General features: G+C 58.1%; 13 protein-coding genes. 8 read left to right on the top strand and 5 right to left on the bottom strand.

The annotated features are described in order from the left end of the window. The first annotated feature begins 58 nt into the window (after positions 1-58). From hrpB to DSCA_RS23375, 4 genes are all read left to right on the top strand, one after another. Entirely contained in the window at positions 59-2,605 is a 2,547-nt protein-coding gene (hrpB, locus tag DSCA_RS23390) for an ATP-dependent helicase HrpB (RefSeq protein ID WP_155318746.1), read from the top strand. Between the two features lie 86 nt (positions 2,606-2,691). Beyond that, positions 2,692-3,048, top strand: coding sequence for a hypothetical protein (locus DSCA_RS23385; protein WP_155318745.1), 357 nt, complete (start codon positions 2,692-2,694; stop codon positions 3,046-3,048). A gap of 124 nt (positions 3,049-3,172) precedes the next feature. Continuing rightward, a complete protein-coding gene (locus DSCA_RS23380; protein WP_155318744.1) occupies positions 3,173-3,436 on the top strand; it encodes a hypothetical protein in 264 nt (87 codons plus the stop codon). Positions 3,437-3,474: 38 nt separating this feature from the next. Beyond that, positions 3,475-3,945, top strand: coding sequence for an LEA type 2 family protein (locus DSCA_RS23375; protein ID WP_155318743.1), 471 nt, complete (start codon positions 3,475-3,477; stop codon positions 3,943-3,945). A gap of 77 nt (positions 3,946-4,022) precedes the next feature. Here DSCA_RS23375 and DSCA_RS23370 read toward each other — a convergent pair whose 3' ends face one another. Next, a complete protein-coding gene (locus DSCA_RS23370; protein WP_155318742.1) occupies positions 4,023-4,214 on the bottom strand; it encodes a hypothetical protein in 192 nt (63 codons plus the stop codon). Positions 4,215-4,770: 556 nt separating this feature from the next. Here DSCA_RS23370 and DSCA_RS23365 point away from each other — a divergent pair. The 4 genes from DSCA_RS23365 (at position 4,771) to DSCA_RS23350 (ending at position 8,176) form a co-directional block, all read left to right on the top strand. After that, entirely contained in the window at positions 4,771-5,574 is an 804-nt protein-coding gene (locus DSCA_RS23365) for a methylenetetrahydrofolate reductase (RefSeq protein ID WP_231716260.1), read from the top strand. 44 nt (positions 5,575-5,618) lie between these two features. Beyond that, positions 5,619-6,155, top strand: coding sequence for a ferritin-like domain-containing protein (locus DSCA_RS23360; RefSeq protein WP_155318740.1), 537 nt, complete (start codon positions 5,619-5,621; stop codon positions 6,153-6,155). A 233-nt stretch (positions 6,156-6,388) separates the two neighbouring features. Further along, on the top strand, positions 6,389-7,099 hold the full coding sequence (locus DSCA_RS23355; protein WP_155318739.1) for a hypothetical protein: 711 nt from the start codon (positions 6,389-6,391) through the stop codon (positions 7,097-7,099). A gap of 72 nt (positions 7,100-7,171) precedes the next feature. After that, complete coding sequence (locus DSCA_RS23350) at positions 7,172-8,176, top strand: PilZ domain-containing protein (protein ID WP_155318738.1); 1,005 nt, start codon at positions 7,172-7,174, stop codon at positions 8,174-8,176. A 137-nt stretch (positions 8,177-8,313) separates the two neighbouring features. On the opposite strand, the gene DSCA_RS23345 is transcribed toward DSCA_RS23350, so the two are convergent. From DSCA_RS23345 to DSCA_RS33335, 4 genes are all read right to left on the bottom strand, one after another. Next, positions 8,314-8,805 (bottom strand): hypothetical protein, encoded by a 492-nt coding sequence (locus DSCA_RS23345; RefSeq protein WP_155318737.1) that lies wholly within the window; start codon positions 8,803-8,805, stop codon positions 8,314-8,316. 479 nt (positions 8,806-9,284) lie between these two features. Further along, a complete protein-coding gene (locus tag DSCA_RS23340; RefSeq protein ID WP_231716259.1) occupies positions 9,285-11,426 on the bottom strand; it encodes an EAL domain-containing protein in 2,142 nt (713 codons plus the stop codon). Continuing rightward, entirely contained in the window at positions 11,405-14,302 is a 2,898-nt protein-coding gene (locus DSCA_RS23335) for a response regulator (RefSeq protein WP_155318736.1), read from the bottom strand. The genes DSCA_RS23340 and DSCA_RS23335 overlap by 22 nt, the downstream gene beginning before the upstream one ends. Beyond that, positions 14,302-14,787, bottom strand: a complete 486-nt coding sequence (locus DSCA_RS33335) for a YfiR family protein (protein ID WP_407924258.1) — start codon at positions 14,785-14,787, stop codon at positions 14,302-14,304. Before DSCA_RS33335 ends, DSCA_RS23335 begins: the two co-directional genes overlap by 1 nt. Positions 14,788-14,789: the final 2 nt, after the last annotated feature.

Genomic DNA, 14,789 nt, shown 5'->3' with positions numbered 1-14,789 from the left:
CCGACTCGCCGTTCACCTGATGAACTTGACGGTGAAGTATGGTATGCCTGCGGGTATCATGAACTCCGGAACCCCTGCTGACCCCATCGGCCGTCTCCCGGTGGCCGCCATTTTCGACGATCTGAAAACGGCCCTCGGTCGTCATCCTTCAACCGTGCTGGTGGCACCGCCGGGGGCCGGCAAGACCACCGCCGTGCCGTTGGTGCTGCTGAACGAAGGCTGGCTGTCCGGCCGGCGCATGCTGCTCCTGGCCCCCCGCCGCCTGGCCGCCCGGGCGGCGGCCCACCGTATGGCGGACCTTCTCGACCAGAGGGTCGGCCGCACCGTTGGCTACCGGGTGCGCATGGAAAGCCGGGTGGGGCCGGAGACCCGCATCGAGGTGATCACCGAGGGCGTGCTCACCCGCATGCTCCAGCACGATCCGTCACTGGCAGGGGTGGGGCTGGTGATTTTCGATGAGTTTCATGAGCGCAGCCTGGATGCCGACCTGGGCCTTGCCCTGTGCCGGGACATCCAGGGGGTGCTCAATGAAGATCTTCGACTGCTGGTGATGTCGGCCACCCTGGACCCGGCAGCGGTGACCGCCCTTTTGGGCGATGCGCCGCTGATCCGCTGCAAGGGCCGGACCTTTCCGGTTGAGACCCGCCATGTGGACCGGCCGCCGTCCCGCCCCGTGGAGCGGGCCGTGGCCGGGGTGATCCGGCAGTCGGCGGCCGCCGATGAGGGCAATCTGCTCGTCTTTCTGCCGGGTGCACCGGAAATCAGGCGCGTGGCACGGCTGCTTGATGACGGGCGTCTGCCGAAGGAATGGATGGTTGCGCCCCTGTATGGCAGCCTGCCGCGAAATCTCCAGGATGCGGCCATTGCACCCCCTCCCGCCGGCCGGCACAAGATTGTCCTGGCCACCGCAATCGCCGAAACCAGCCTGACCATAGAACAAATCCGCGTGGTCGTCGACAGCGGCCTGCAGCGCGCGCCGCGCTTCGATCCGGTCAGCGGCATGACCCGGCTGGTGACCCTGCCGGTGTCCCAGGCCTCGGCCGACCAGCGCCGGGGGCGGGCCGGGCGCCTGGAGCCGGGCATCTGCTACCGGCTCTGGCACGAAGCCGCGCACCATGCCCTTGTGCCCTACAACCGGCCGGAAATCCTGGACTCCGACCTGACCGGACTGGCTCTGGAACTGGCGGTTTGGGGCCTTGACGCCCCCGATGCCCTGGGCTGGCTGGACGGGCCGCCGGCCGCCGCATTCTCCCTCGCCCGCCGGCTGCTCCTGGATCTGGGCGGCCTGGATGAAGGGGGTAAAATTACCGTGCACGGCCGCCTTATGGCGGACCTGCCGCTGCACCCCCGCCTGGCCCACATGATACTGGCCGCCCGGGAGATGGATATGGGGGTCACGGCCTGTGAAATGGCCGCCATTTTGAGTGAACGCGATCCTCTGCATTTTACCGGCCGGGAACGGGATGCCGATCTCAGGCTTCGGCTGGATGCCCTGCAGGCCCTCAAGGCCGGACGTCCGTTTCGACATCAAGGCTGCCAGGTCGACCGGTCTGCCATGCACCACCTCATAAAGGTGTCGGCCGTGCTCGAAAAGCAGTCGGCCCCCCACCGCAACAGCAATGTGCCGCCTGAACCGGGCCGCCTGCTGGCCTGGGCCTACCCCGACCGCATTGCCCGGCAGCGCCCCGGCCGTCCGGGCCGTTTTTTACTGACCAGCGGCCGCGGGGCCTTTTTCGACACGCCCGAGCCCTTGAGCGCCTGTGACTTCCTGGTCGCGGCCCATCTGGACGGCGACCGGCGGGAGGCGCGCATCTTCATGGCGGCGGCCATCGATAAAGAACATCTCATGGACCAGTTCGCCCACCGGATGCGATGGCGGGAAACCGTGTCCTGGGACGACAGGCGAAAGGCCGTATCGGCGGATCGCCAGCTGGTTCTGGGGGCGCTTACCCTGGAAACCGAACCGCTGGGCACCCCTGCCCCGGAAGCCGTATTGGCCGCCATGATCGCCGGCATCCGCAGCGCCGGTATCGCCATCCTGCCCTGGACGCGGCGCTTGCGCGTCTGGCAGGCACGGGTCATGCTGCTGCGATCCATCCAGGCGGAGGGCGGTCCCTGGCCGGACATCTCCGACACCGCTCTCGAAGCCACCCTGGAGGATTGGCTGGCGCCCTATCTTTCCGGCATGAAACGATTGAAGGATCTGGGGGCAGCGGATTTTTCCAACGCGATTCGAAATCGCCTCTCCTGGAAACAACAGCGGCGGATGCAAGCACTGGCACCCACACATATCAGGGTCCCCAGCGGCTCACGCCTGCCCGTCGACTACAGCGAACCGATTCCCGTGCTGGCCGTACGCATCCAGGAAATGTTCGGTTCGGCCGCCACCCCGGCCATCGCCAATGGCCGCATGCCGGTCATGCTGCACCTGCTGTCGCCGGCCGGCCGGCCCGCCCAGATTACCCGGGACCTGGCCGGCTTCTGGCACAACGGCTACCCCGAGGTGAAAAAAGAACTCAAGGGCCGCTACCCGCGGCACGCCTGGCCGGAGGACCCCCTGGGCAGCACCCCCACCTCCCGGGCCCGACCGAGAAAGTCGAACTGAACGGTAGCCCGATGAATGAATGTGTGGTAATAAACGCTTTACGTTATCCCATCTTTCCGGCCGGCATGTGATGGGAGGCCGAACCGATGACTGCAGCAAGGTCCTTTTTTCTGATTTTTATTCTTCTGGCCGCACACCGGGTCTGCGGAATCCTCGGCGACAACGACATTGTTTTCGGGCTGGCGGCAGACCAGATCGACACCGGCGCCCGGGATTACGACAGCCTGGTGAAAAAGCTGCTCACCGGCCGCTGCGATCTCTCCATCGACCGCCTGGAAATTCTGATGGGGTTCAAGGTCATCGGCAAGGCCTTTATCAACCCTCCGGATCTGGCCTGTCAGGGCATTCCGGAGGAGCCCGCCGAACCGTTTCACATGATGCTTACCAAAAACGAGCGGGGACTCGAACTGAAACAGATCGTGGACGAAGGCATCCGCGAATAGGGGGAAGCCGGGGAACTGGCAGCAACCAAAGGAAAGTATGACCTGCGGGTTTCATCCGGGCCGTCAGCCCGGCCCCAGGCAACCCATAACAGCAAGGAATAAGTTACTTCGGGAGGCGACGCGTATGAGCTGGCTGCACATTGGATTGATCGGTGCCATCGTTTTCACCCTGCACTCCTTCCAGCAGATCAAAATGACCCTGAAGGACAAAGGCCATCATGTGGATATGATGACGGGATGGCTCGACGACTACCGCAGGTATAAAAAACTGACCCGCGAAGAGACGGATGAAACGCTCCGTTACAAATATCAACGGGTATTGAACGGCCTGTACCTGGCCCTGGCCGGGCTGGTATTCATTCCGTTGATCATGATACTGGGCAGGTAATCCGACTTCCAATCCCACGATACGAAAGGCTCACGCCCATGGCCCGACGCACCTATACCCTGATCATCTTTGTTGCGGTTGCATGGATAACCGGCTGCGCCACCCTGCACCCGGAGTTCGAGACGCCAACGGTGACCGTCACCGCCATCCGGGCCCTGCCCTCCGAAAGCATCACGCCACGGTTCGAAATCGGTCTTCACATCATCAACCCCAATCGGGCCGCACTGACGCTACAGGGTATCGCCTACAGCCTGAAGCTCGACGGGCACAAAATATTGACGGGCGTGGCCAACGAACTGCCAACCATTGACGGCTATGGAGAAGGCGATGTCACGCTGATCGCTTCCACGAGCCTGCTGAGCGGCATCCGTTTTTTCGCCGACCTGATGAGCGCGCAGCCGGACGCCATCGCCTATGACCTGGAAGCCAAACTGGACCTGGGCGGGTTTCGGCCCAATATCCATGTGAGCGAAAAAGGGGAAATCGACCTTGCCGGCCCATCGCGCTGATCCGGAACCAGGCCGCTGGGGCACGCAAACGAACCGCGCGGCGCCATCGGAACGGCCTGGTTCGTTGCCAAACCGGGTCAACTGCCGCTGCCGTTAAACAGCGCCATCGCCTCCCGGACGATCTCTTCGGCACAATCCCGGTCGCCTTCGTATTTCAATTGGCCGCAACTGATTGTAAAATTAACGCCGCAGTCATATTTTCCGGCGACACTGTTGAGAATTTTTCGCCAGATTTCTCCATTCCGATTGATGCTGTTGATCGATATCATATTTTAACCTCTTTTTTTTCAATCTGAAATAAGTATCTTCAAACCGTGTGCCATCATCAGAAAGAGCCATCTAACCATCTGACATAACATATTTATCCATTATTTCATGCATAAACCGATTAAGACACGCAAAGTACATTTTTGAATTAAAAATAGAAATATATACCATTTTTGTCTTTTCAAGGGCGCCGGTGTTTTCAATGGTGTAAATGGGGCCGCCTGTCTCCATCCGCCTTAAATACAGGCAACTTCACCTGTCGGAAGGCATACTGCGATAGAATGCATCCGTTCTTGACCTGAAATCGTGGAGACGATAAATTGAACGGATCCTGACCGCAATTTTAAGGCGCAACATCAGCATCCGGTAAAGTTGGAAGCGGCTCCATAAAGTGCTCTGGCGGGACATTCCCCGGGTGAAAGGGTGATTGCCACCACATCCCCAAAAAGGGGCACCGCCGTTTTCTTCGTTCTGCCGAGTTAGCCGTTGGAAAGCGGAAGCAGTGTTTCCCGTGTCCGGTTGCAGAGGCGGTGGTTTTCAATCGATCGAGGAATGAACATGCTTAACGAACCGTTCACGGTCACCATCGAGGTCGTCCCCCCGGAAGGGCCGGATCCGGCGAAGGTATTGGCGGCCCTGGAATCCGTGGCCCGGCTTCCGTTCTTCGGTTTCAGCGTCGCCAGCAACCCCGTGGCCAAACCCCGAATGAGCGCCATGGCCCTGTGCGCCATGATCCAGCAGCGAACGATGAAACCCGCCATCTTGCACCTCACCACCCGGGACCACAACCGGTTGAGTCTGCAGGGGGAATTGTGGGGTGCCCGGGCCATGGGAATCGAAACCGTCCTGGTGGCCACCGGTGATTTCGTGGCCCTGAAGGACCGGGGCCACACCACCACCGTTCGCGATGCCGACATCTACAGCCTGGTCGGCATGGCCCGCGAGGCAGGATTGCACACCGGCGTGGTCTTCGACTCCCACCCCGAGAGTGACGGGCTGAACAGGGCGGCCGACCACCTGAAGCGAAAGGTGGATGCCGGCGCTCAGTTCGCCGTCACGCAACCCCTATATGACGAAGCGGGCGCCGATGAGATTGCGGGCGCCACCCGGGATATCGGCATCCCCGTAATCATGGGCATTCTGCCCCTGCGCACCCCCCGGCACGCGGAATTCCTGCACACCAGAGTGGCCGGCATCGCCGTGCCGGAGCTGCTGCGGCAGCGCATGCACGATGCGGCCGACCCGGTTGCCGAAGGGGCCGCCAATGCCCGGGAAATGCTGGCCGCTGCCCGGCATCGATTTGCCGGTGCCTGCATCATGCCGCCCTTTGACCATTATGAAGTCATGTTTCATATTCTTTAAAAAAGGCAGCTGCCTTACGAGACATTCAAACCAAGGAGGACCATATGGCTCAAACAGAAAGAGAAGAGAAAAAAGCAAAGGTCATCGACGTACTGAACAGGGCCCGTTCCATGGAACTGGCGGCCATCTCACAGTACATGAACCAGCATTACAATCTGGATGACATGGACTATGGAGAACTGGCAGCCAAGATGAAGCTCATCGGCATCGACGAGATGCGCCACGCGGAAGCCTTTGCCGAACGGATCAAGGAACTGGGGGGCGAACCCACCTCGGAACCCGATCAGAAAGTCCAGAAAGGTCAGGCGGTCGAAGCCATCTACCCCTTCGATGCCGGCCTCGAGGACAACACCATCGATATCTACAACCAGTTCCTGCTCGTTTGCCGGGATAACGGGGACAGCGTCAGCATGAAAATCTTCGAGCAGATTATCGATGAGGAGCAGATGCATTTCAACTATTTTGACAGCATCAAGGACCACATCGAAAAACTGGGCAACGTGTACCTGGCAAAAATCGCCGGCACGCCGTCCTCAACAGGTATCGGCCCCAGCGGTTTTGCCGTCGGGGGTGATGCCTGATCTGTTGAATGAAACCCTACTGGCCTTTGCAGACACCCATCGAAAGGATCACCCACGGAGGCACGGACGGCGGCCTCCGTGGTGGTGTTCCTGCCGGCCGAAAAATGCCGTTATCGGGAACCGGCATCCAAACCTTGCCCGTCGGACCCAATCGGATCGGGCGTTCGTTTCCCGTGCCGGGCATTGAAATCCATCTCCCCTCGCCGGACCGATAACCAAAGATGGAGGTCGCCATGATCCTCAAATTGATTGCCTCCCTGGCTGCAGTTATTTTTCTGTTTCCGGCCCAGCCAAACGGTCCCGCCGCCCTGGCCTCGACCGACATGCCTGCAGAAATAGAAAAAACATTTGATTCCGGGACATTGATCGAACACACCGTTTCGGTTAAAAAGGGATTTCGCCGGGTCTCCCTGCGATTGAGCCAGCGACGTGAAGCAGAAGGGTCGGTGTGCATTCTCAGCGCCCACCTGACCTTTCACCCCGGCACGGTGGTGGGCAAACCGCTACTGACGACACCCATGTTCGAATCCCTGCTGGCCGATATGATCAACGCGCTCTATGGCCGACTGGGGCCCGATCTCAAACTGGAAAGCCTTGGGGCCGGCCGTTTCATGGGAATCAAGGCGGTTGAGAAAAAAAGCATCCTGGCCTTCAGCGGTTACGCCCCCTGGGAGGACTATGTCAAGAACCCCGGTGGGTTCAGCCAGCAACGGATTTACGACATCGTCCGGGAGCGCTGGAAAGCGGCCGGCGTTTTTTCGGCCGTCACCCGGGCCTTTGCCCCGCTTGGTTATGAGGCCACCTTCGCTGGTTTTGAAAAACTGTTTGTTTTTCCCGCAGAAAAATGCTCTTTTTACCCGGAGATGGCGGATCTCGGCATCCGCAAAACGGATCGATTCCCATACCCGGGAACCATTTCCTTCAACCTGACACAGAGACCCTGACAGCAGATGACGACGAAGCGCGCATCCCGAATAAACACCAACGACCGATAGTACCGACAAGGGCCGCATCCGATGAAGAACATCCTGGTCGTCGACGACGATCCCATTTTGCTGCACACGTTCGTGGGACTGCTGAAAAGCCAAGGCGGCTTTTTGCGCATCCTCTCCGCTGCCAATATCCAGGCGGCCATGGAAACCCTTGCCGGAGAGGAGGTCCACATCCTGATCACCGGCATGCACATGTCGGAAATGGAAGCCTTTGAACTGTTGTCGCTGCTGCGGGCAAAATACCCGCAAACCCGCGTCATCGTCATGACCAACAATGCCTCCGCCATGTTCCGCGCCAAAATCAAGCAGATGGCATCGGTCATCCATTTCGACCAGGCCCTGGATATCAGCATGCTCACCAAGCGGATCTTTACCGAGCTGCAAATTGACTACGGTGGGCAAGTCCGCGGAATCACACTCTCCTCATTTCTCCAGATGCTGGAACTGGAGGGGCGCTCCTGCGCCCTGCGCGTCACCGCCAAAGGGAAGCAGGGAACCATCTTTATCGCCAACGGCAAACCCGTGGCAGCCAAAATGGGACTGCTCGCAGGCAAGGCGGCCGCCCTGCACATCCTCACGTGGGAAAATGTACTGATCGACATCGACTATTCCCCGGGCCAGATCACCCGCGAGATGGACACGCCCCTGATGAACCTGCTGCTGGAAAGCGGCCGGATTGTCGACGAAAAACAGAGTCAGCGGCCCAATTTCAGGAAACACAGCCGATACGACTGCCTGGTTGGCGTGGATTACGACATCAGCGACTGGACCTACCAGTGCTATATGCGTGACATCAGCGAAGGGGGCGCCTACATCGAGACCGAACAGCCCGTCAAAGTGGGCCAGCGGCTCACCATGTCCCTTTCATCCCCCGTGCTGGAGCAAACCTGCGCCATCAGCGGGACGGTGGTCCGCCGGGACCCCAAGGGAATCGGGCTCCGTTTCGAAGAGTTGACCCTGCAGCAAAAGCAGGTGATTCGGTCGCTCATGGAGACCCGCTGCTCACCCATCTCCGGCCCCTCCCAATAAACACGGCGAGGCGCAGGGAAACGGACCCGGTCCAAACCGCCCGGACCTGTATCCAACCGGGCCAAAATGGTCCCTGTTGGGCTCTCGGAGAGGTTGCCGATCACGCCGCATGGGGATCTTTTTTCTGCGAAACGTGTTCACGCCAGGGCGCACATCACCGCATGCCCCAATTTTTCGATGGCATACGGTAGGGTCCACAGCACATCCTTGAGATTCTCGGCCATGAGCCGGTGCTTTTCCTCGCTGGCTCGAAGGACCTCCTCGATTCGCTGCCGCGCCTCCACGTCCCGGGTCAATTCGGCGGTACGCTGTTCGAGATTGGTTTTGAGGTCGGCAATGTTCTTGTAGGTGGCCGAATTGGAGAAGGCCAGCCCGGCCACCGACAACCGGTCCAGCAGCAGCATTTCGTCCGGCGACAGGTCGGCGCCATGGCCGGGCAGGGGCAGAAACAGGAAGTTGCCCGCCGGATACAGATCGTATCCATGCATTGACGGAATATTCAGAATCGTCAGGAAACCCGACATGCAGAAAGAAAAAATAAGGTAGGTCCGCTTCCTGATGCGGACGAGATTGTCCGCCATCCTTATCCGTCGCACCATTCGGAAGACCAGATATACCAGCGTTGCCATGCCATAGTGGCCGAAGGCCTGAAAAGACGCCCCCCTTGGCGATGCCCCCCCCGGTCATCGTGGTGCAACCCGTGGATATGCAGGTCCGAAGGTGTCGTGGCGGCCAGCAACCCGCTCAACAGAAACGCCCAGGGAACGACTGGACTGTTCCGGATGCACAGGAGATGGTGCACGAACAGGATGTTCAAGGCCGGCAGGAAAACATAAAAAAATGAATCGTCCGTTCGATGGCCAGAATCTGTGCGGTGCGGTCCAGGAGGTGAAGGCTGATGAAAGCGGGTGCCAGAAGGCCCTACCAGAGGCGAAGGACCGAAAACAGCTTTCGCTCCGTCGTCCTTGGTCTGGAACGGACCGCGATGCCGGCCAGTGTCAGGCTGAACCACAGGGACGGAATCGGCGGTATCAGGTAAATGGTCAGGACATCCATAGGCCGGGGAGAATTAAAGGGTTTTCAGTATCGATCCTGTAAGGACCGGGCGTTATAATTTTTCTTTTGCCAGGAACTCCGCGAAATCCGCTGCGGGAACCGGATGTTTAAAAAAATAGCCCTGCCCCTCGTCGCAGTCGAGTGCTTTCATCAGTGAAAACTGTTCTTCAGTCTCGATTCCTTCGGCGACGATCCGTTTGTCCATGCTGTGCCCCATGGCGATGATCGCTTTGATGATGATCAGATTTTTGGGTTCGGTGATGCATCCCATCACAAAAGAGCGATCGATTTTGATAACATCCACGGGAAACGACGTCAGGTAACTGAGTGAGGAGTATCCCGTCCCGAAGTCGTCCAATGCGATTCTGAGTTTCAGGGCTTTGATCTGCTTGAGCGTGGACAAGGTCTCCCTGGTTTCCTGCATCAGCACATTTTCGGTAATTTCGAGCTCGAGGTTCTGGTAGTCGGCGCTGTCTTTACCAAGGGCTTCTTTGATGGTGCCGATGATATTCTGACTGGAAAGTTTGTAGCCCGAGAGATTGACCGCAACACGGATCGCTTTCAGGCCGGCATGGAGCCAATCGCGCTTTTGGTTGCATGCCGCCTGCAGCACCCAGCGGTTGATATCGATGATCTGGCCGGATTCCTCGGCAATGGGAATGAACGTGTCCGGTGCAATCATTCCTTTGAGCGGGTGAATCCATCTGATCAATGCCTCGGCTCCCACGATTCGGCGGGAGGCAAGATCGACCTGCGGTTGATAAAAAAGGACAAATTCTTCGTTTTCCAGCGCTTTGTTAAGGTCCCGCTCCATGGAAAAACGTTCTGTCGCCGCCCGATTGAGGGATTCCATGTAGAACTGGTAATTGTTGCGCCCGTTTTTTTTGGCATGGTACATTGCGGAATCCGCGTTTTTTAAAAGGGTGCTGGATTCCGTCCCGTCTGCCGGGAAAACACTGATGCCGACGCTCGTGGTCATTGCCACATCATGCCCTTCGAGGTGATAGGTGTCGGCGATTTCCCTGATCAGGCGGGCAGCCACCCTGGCGGCGGATTCCGGCTCATCGATATTGGAGAGTAAAACCGTGAATTCATCACCACCGAGCCTGGCAATGACGGAGTCCGGGGAATCCATGCCGGGGGCGGCGGCGGTGTCACTTTTTCGGATATTGGTTTTAAGCCTGGCGGCCACTTGTTTTAAAAGCAGATCACCGATCTGGTGCCCGAGGGTATCATTGATCAGCTTGAACTGATCGAGGTCCAGAAACAGCAGGGCAAATTTTTGGCGGGTGCGGCCTGCACTGGCAATGGCCTGCTCGAGCCGGTCCATAAACAGTGCACGGTTGGCCAGCCCCGTCAAACTGTCATAGAACGCGAGCAAACGGATTTCTTCCTCCGCCTGTTTCAGCCGGGAAACATCCTGAATCACCCCCAGCATCAGTTCCGGCTCGCCATTTTTTTTGTATAGAATCTCACCCTGATTCAAAATATGCTTCTGCGTACCATCGGGAAGAATGACAGGATAATTGAGGACAATATTCTGGTTGGACTGAACGGCCTGATCGATCTTTTCCTTCACCATATCCCGCTCGCGGGCAATTATCGCCGACAGAAAATCATCGTAGGAAATCTGCCCCCAGCCATCGAATCCGAGAAGCCGGGATGCTTTGGACGAACAGCTGAACTCGAAACTGACCAGGTCGATCTGCCAGTTCCCCAACCGTGCCAGTTCCTGTGTTTTGGCCAGACGCCTGCGATTGCGGTCCAGTTCCTTAAAGGCCTGTCCGGCCCGCAGCAGGTATTTCCCCTTGTGGCCGAGGATCGTCCAATTGATCGGTTTGGATACGAAATCATTGGCACCGGCGTCAAAGGCCGTCTCGATGGAATCGTTGTCATCCAATCCGGTCACCATGAGGATTTGCGTGTAGCGCCCCCCGGGCAGCCTGCGAACGGCCCGACAGGTCTCGAACCCGTCCATCCCCGGCATCACCAGGTCAAGCAATATCAGATCCGGCCGGCCGGTTGTGAAAAGACCCAGCGCCGCCTCTCCGCTTTCCGCCTCCAGCACATTAAAACCCGATTTTTTCAAGGCCGCGCTCATGTAGAGCCGCAGGGAGGGGTCATCGTCAACCACCAGCGCCAACGGCCTCACCCCGGATTCATCGTTTCCCGTCATCCGTTGCTTATCTCCCATTCCAATACCTTCTTTGCGGCTTCAAATTCGCTGACAATGGCGGAAACCATCATTTCAGCATCTTCACCGGAATTGTTTTTACAGTCTATTTCCAGCATTCGGCAAAATTCGGACAGCCGCAGGGCGCCCACATTGGCGCTGCTTGATTTCAGCCGATGGGCAATATGCCGCATGCTGTCGGCATCTTTTATTGCATACGCCGTTTCCAGTTCCCCGATCATGGGGCGGGAGCCATCCAGGTAAGTCATGACCACCCGTTTAAGAAAGTCGGGTTCTCCTTCGACCTGAAGCTCCTTGAGCGTATAAAGAACACTTTTGTCTATGGGCGCAGGGTGCTTTTCGGATGCCCCCCGATCCTTGTCCGGGGGCGTTTCGTGCACCGGTCCGGGCTGTTTTTCATTCCCGGGGAACCGGTGGCCGGTCCATCGCCGGATCACCGCCGCTATCTGCTCGGCCTTGAACGGTTTGCTCATGTAATCATCCATCCCCGCCGACAGGCATCTTTCTTTGTCTCCCTCAAGGGCATGTGCGGTCAAGGCGACGATGGGTGTGCGGGTGACCGCGCCGTTTTCCCGTTCCTGACGGCGGATACCGGCAGTTGCCTGATAACCGTCCAGAATCGGCATCTGGCAGTCCATGAAAACAAGGTCGTAGGTGCGTTTGGAAAAAGCCTGGACCGCCTCGTGGCCGTTTGAAACCACATCGACCCGGCAACCGAATTTTCTGAGCATGCCCTGGGCGACGTCCTGGTTGGTCGGGTTGTCTTCGGCCACCAGCACATGGCGGTCAAATTGTCCCATCGCTTCTGCCGGACGGCAGCAGGTATCGAACTGCTGCGGCTCGCCCCCCCCCTCGCCGATGACATTCAGCAAGGTGGCCTGAAGCTCGGACTGACAGACCGGCTTCGTCAGACAGGCGGATATGCCGCACGCTTGTGCCGTTTGGGCATCACCGTGCAACCCCACCGAGGTCAACATGATCATTGGCGTGTCGGCAATGGCCGGAACGTTTTTGATGCATCGGGCAACCGCGATCCCATCCATTCCGGGCATATCCCTGTCAAGGATAACCAGGTCGAAAGGCTGTGCCTTCCGGCTCGCTGCGGACAGTTTTTCTATCCCCTGCTCCCCCCGGCTCGCACTGTCACTGTCCATCCCCCATGAAGCGGTCTGGCGCACGAGGATCTCCCGGTTGGTTGCATTGTCGTCGACGATCAGCACCCGCCGTCCATCCAGCCCGGTCCTATCGGAAATGTTTTTTTTATGTTCCGTTTCCAGGCTCCGCTCCAGTTCAAGGGAAAAAAAGAAGTTGGATCCTTTCCCGGGCTCGCTTTCACAATCCAGAACGCCTCCCATCAAGACGATCAGTTCTGCGGAGATAGCCAGACCGAGACCGGTGCCGCCATATTTGCGGGTGGTGGAGCCATCGGCCTGGGAAAATGGGTTGAATAGCCGCTGACGGTCGGCCGGGCTGATCCCGATGCCGGTATCCCGGGTGGAAACCTTCAGGGTCACGAAATTTCCCGAGCGGCGGGTGGTCGAAACCTTGACAACGACCTCCCCCTGTTCCGTGAACTTCACGGCGTTGGCGACCAGGTTGGTCAGCACCTGCCGAAGCCGGGTGGGGTCGCCTTTCAAATAGATATCGGTACCCTCGGGGATAAATGCGGCCAATTCGAGCCGCTTTTTGTGCGCCCTGGAAGCCAGTAGTTGAATTACATCATCCACCAGCATCCGCAGATCGAAATTGATATTTTCCAGCTCGAGTTTTCCGGCTTCGATTTTTGAAAAATCGAGGATATCGTTGATGATTGCCAGAAGCGACTCACCCGAATTCTGGATGGTCGTCCCAAAGCGCTGCTGTTCGGCGGTCAGGTCTGTCTGGAGCAGCAGCCCCGCCATGCCCAGCACGCCATTCATGGGCGTGCGGATTTCATGGCTCATGTTGGCCAGAAACTGGGATTTGGCCCTGCTGGCATCTTCAGCCGCCGCTTTAGCGGCTTCTAATGAAACGACCACGGCTTCCAGTTCGCCTTTCGCTGCGGAAAGGTCCGCCGTGCGCAATTCGACGCGTTTTTCAAGGTCGGCGCTGTAGGCCTTGAGGTCGTCATCACGGTGTTGAATCTCGTCGATCATGCCGTTGAAACGATCGATCAGGATGCCAAACTCGTCATTGCTCTGTTTCCGGACCCGCACCGCATAATTCTTCTCCCGTATGACCGCATCGATGGACTGCATCAGGCCAAACAGGGGGGCGGTAAATATTTTCTGCAGCCGGGCGGATAAAAAAAGGACAATGATGAGCGTAATGAAGACCGTCGAAGACACGACCATGTAGAACGTTTTCAGCCGTTCATGCGTCTGCCGCATGGAGTCGACCAGTAGTATGGCCCCGACCATCGTACGGTCGACCATCACCGGCCGGAGCACATGCAGTTGGCCTCCTGAGAAAAAAAAGGTTCCCCCATCGGCCACCATCTTTCTGAAAAAGAGCTCCGGGTCGGGGAAGCGTTCTCTCAGGGCGGCCACCGGGGCGGCCCCATCACCGGCTCCCTTGCCGAACCGGCTGAAAACATTCCCGTCCTTATCGAACAACGTGGCCGCGACGATCTCGGGTTTGGCAGCCAGGGAGGCCAGATCTTCCCTGGCCGTCTGTTCATCGTTGAACAACAGGGCGGCACCGATGTTCAGGGCAACCACATCGGCCATGGACCGCAGTTCCCGCACGAGGTTTTCACGGGTACTCCATTTTTCGTTGAAAATCAGGGCGGTGGTGACCAGAAGCAGTGTCACCACCGCTGTCAGGCTCAACAGAATAAACAGCTTTTTCCTGATGGAGAAATTTTTTGGGTTGGGCAGCATGGATACCTTGTTCATCAATCACCGACAATGATGGCAAGTTTCAACAGCCGGGAACTGAGCTTCAGGCCTTGCCGTCGTGCCGCTTCCGGTTGTATTTCAAAATGAAAACGGTTATTTTTGTTGAAGATATTGATGATGCCGCCATCCCGGATAAAATTCGGTATGTCGCCAACGGTCAAGATCGGCCGGTTCGCGGCAGCAGCCAGCGCACCGGACAGCATCGATCGATCCACATCCCGGCTGATAAACATCATATGGCAACTATCGGCCACTTCCGCGGTTTTCATAAATCGGAGACGAAGTTTCCGTGAGCCGATGACTTTTCCGTTGATGGCGGCGAATGCCTGATGCGTAGCGTCGCCGCCAATAACCATAAGTTCAATGGGGGCCGTTGGACTGGAGAACGAATGATCGGGCCACTGGGTATACCTGGCAAAGTTCAATACGAAGGCCGCTTTGACGCTATCCGCCTTCAAACTTGGGGCGCCGGCCGCTCCCATCC

The organism is Desulfosarcina alkanivorans (assembly GCF_009688945.1).
Classification (GTDB): domain Bacteria; phylum Desulfobacterota; class Desulfobacteria; order Desulfobacterales; family Desulfosarcinaceae; genus Desulfosarcina; species Desulfosarcina alkanivorans.
This window is presented reverse-complemented; position numbering and strand designations above follow the sequence as displayed.

Bases quoted from the DNA above. Each gene is read 5' to 3' on its own strand.
- hrpB (WP_155318746.1), top strand. From the start codon at position 59: ATGAACTCCGGAACCCCTGCTGACCCCATCGGCCGTCTCCCGGTGGCC.
- DSCA_RS23385 (WP_155318745.1), top strand. From the start codon at position 2,692: ATGACTGCAGCAAGGTCCTTTTTTCTGATTTTTATTCTTCTGGCCGCA.
- DSCA_RS23380 (WP_155318744.1), top strand. From the start codon at position 3,173: ATGAGCTGGCTGCACATTGGATTGATCGGTGCCATCGTTTTCACCCTG.
- DSCA_RS23375 (WP_155318743.1), top strand. From the start codon at position 3,475: ATGGCCCGACGCACCTATACCCTGATCATCTTTGTTGCGGTTGCATGG.
- DSCA_RS23370 (WP_155318742.1), bottom strand. From the start codon at position 4,214: ATGATATCGATCAACAGCATCAATCGGAATGGAGAAATCTGGCGAAAA.
- DSCA_RS23365 (WP_231716260.1), top strand. From the start codon at position 4,771: ATGCTTAACGAACCGTTCACGGTCACCATCGAGGTCGTCCCCCCGGAA.
- DSCA_RS23360 (WP_155318740.1), top strand. From the start codon at position 5,619: ATGGCTCAAACAGAAAGAGAAGAGAAAAAAGCAAAGGTCATCGACGTA.
- DSCA_RS23355 (WP_155318739.1), top strand. From the start codon at position 6,389: ATGATCCTCAAATTGATTGCCTCCCTGGCTGCAGTTATTTTTCTGTTT.
- DSCA_RS23350 (WP_155318738.1), top strand. From the start codon at position 7,172: ATGAAGAACATCCTGGTCGTCGACGACGATCCCATTTTGCTGCACACG.
- DSCA_RS23345 (WP_155318737.1), bottom strand. From the start codon at position 8,805: ATGGCAACGCTGGTATATCTGGTCTTCCGAATGGTGCGACGGATAAGG.
- DSCA_RS23340 (WP_231716259.1), bottom strand. From the start codon at position 11,426: ATGGGAGATAAGCAACGGATGACGGGAAACGATGAATCCGGGGTGAGG.
- DSCA_RS23335 (WP_155318736.1), bottom strand. From the start codon at position 14,302: ATGAACAAGGTATCCATGCTGCCCAACCCAAAAAATTTCTCCATCAGG.
- DSCA_RS33335 (WP_407924258.1), bottom strand. From the start codon at position 14,787: ATGGGAGCGGCCGGCGCCCCAAGTTTGAAGGCGGATAGCGTCAAAGCG.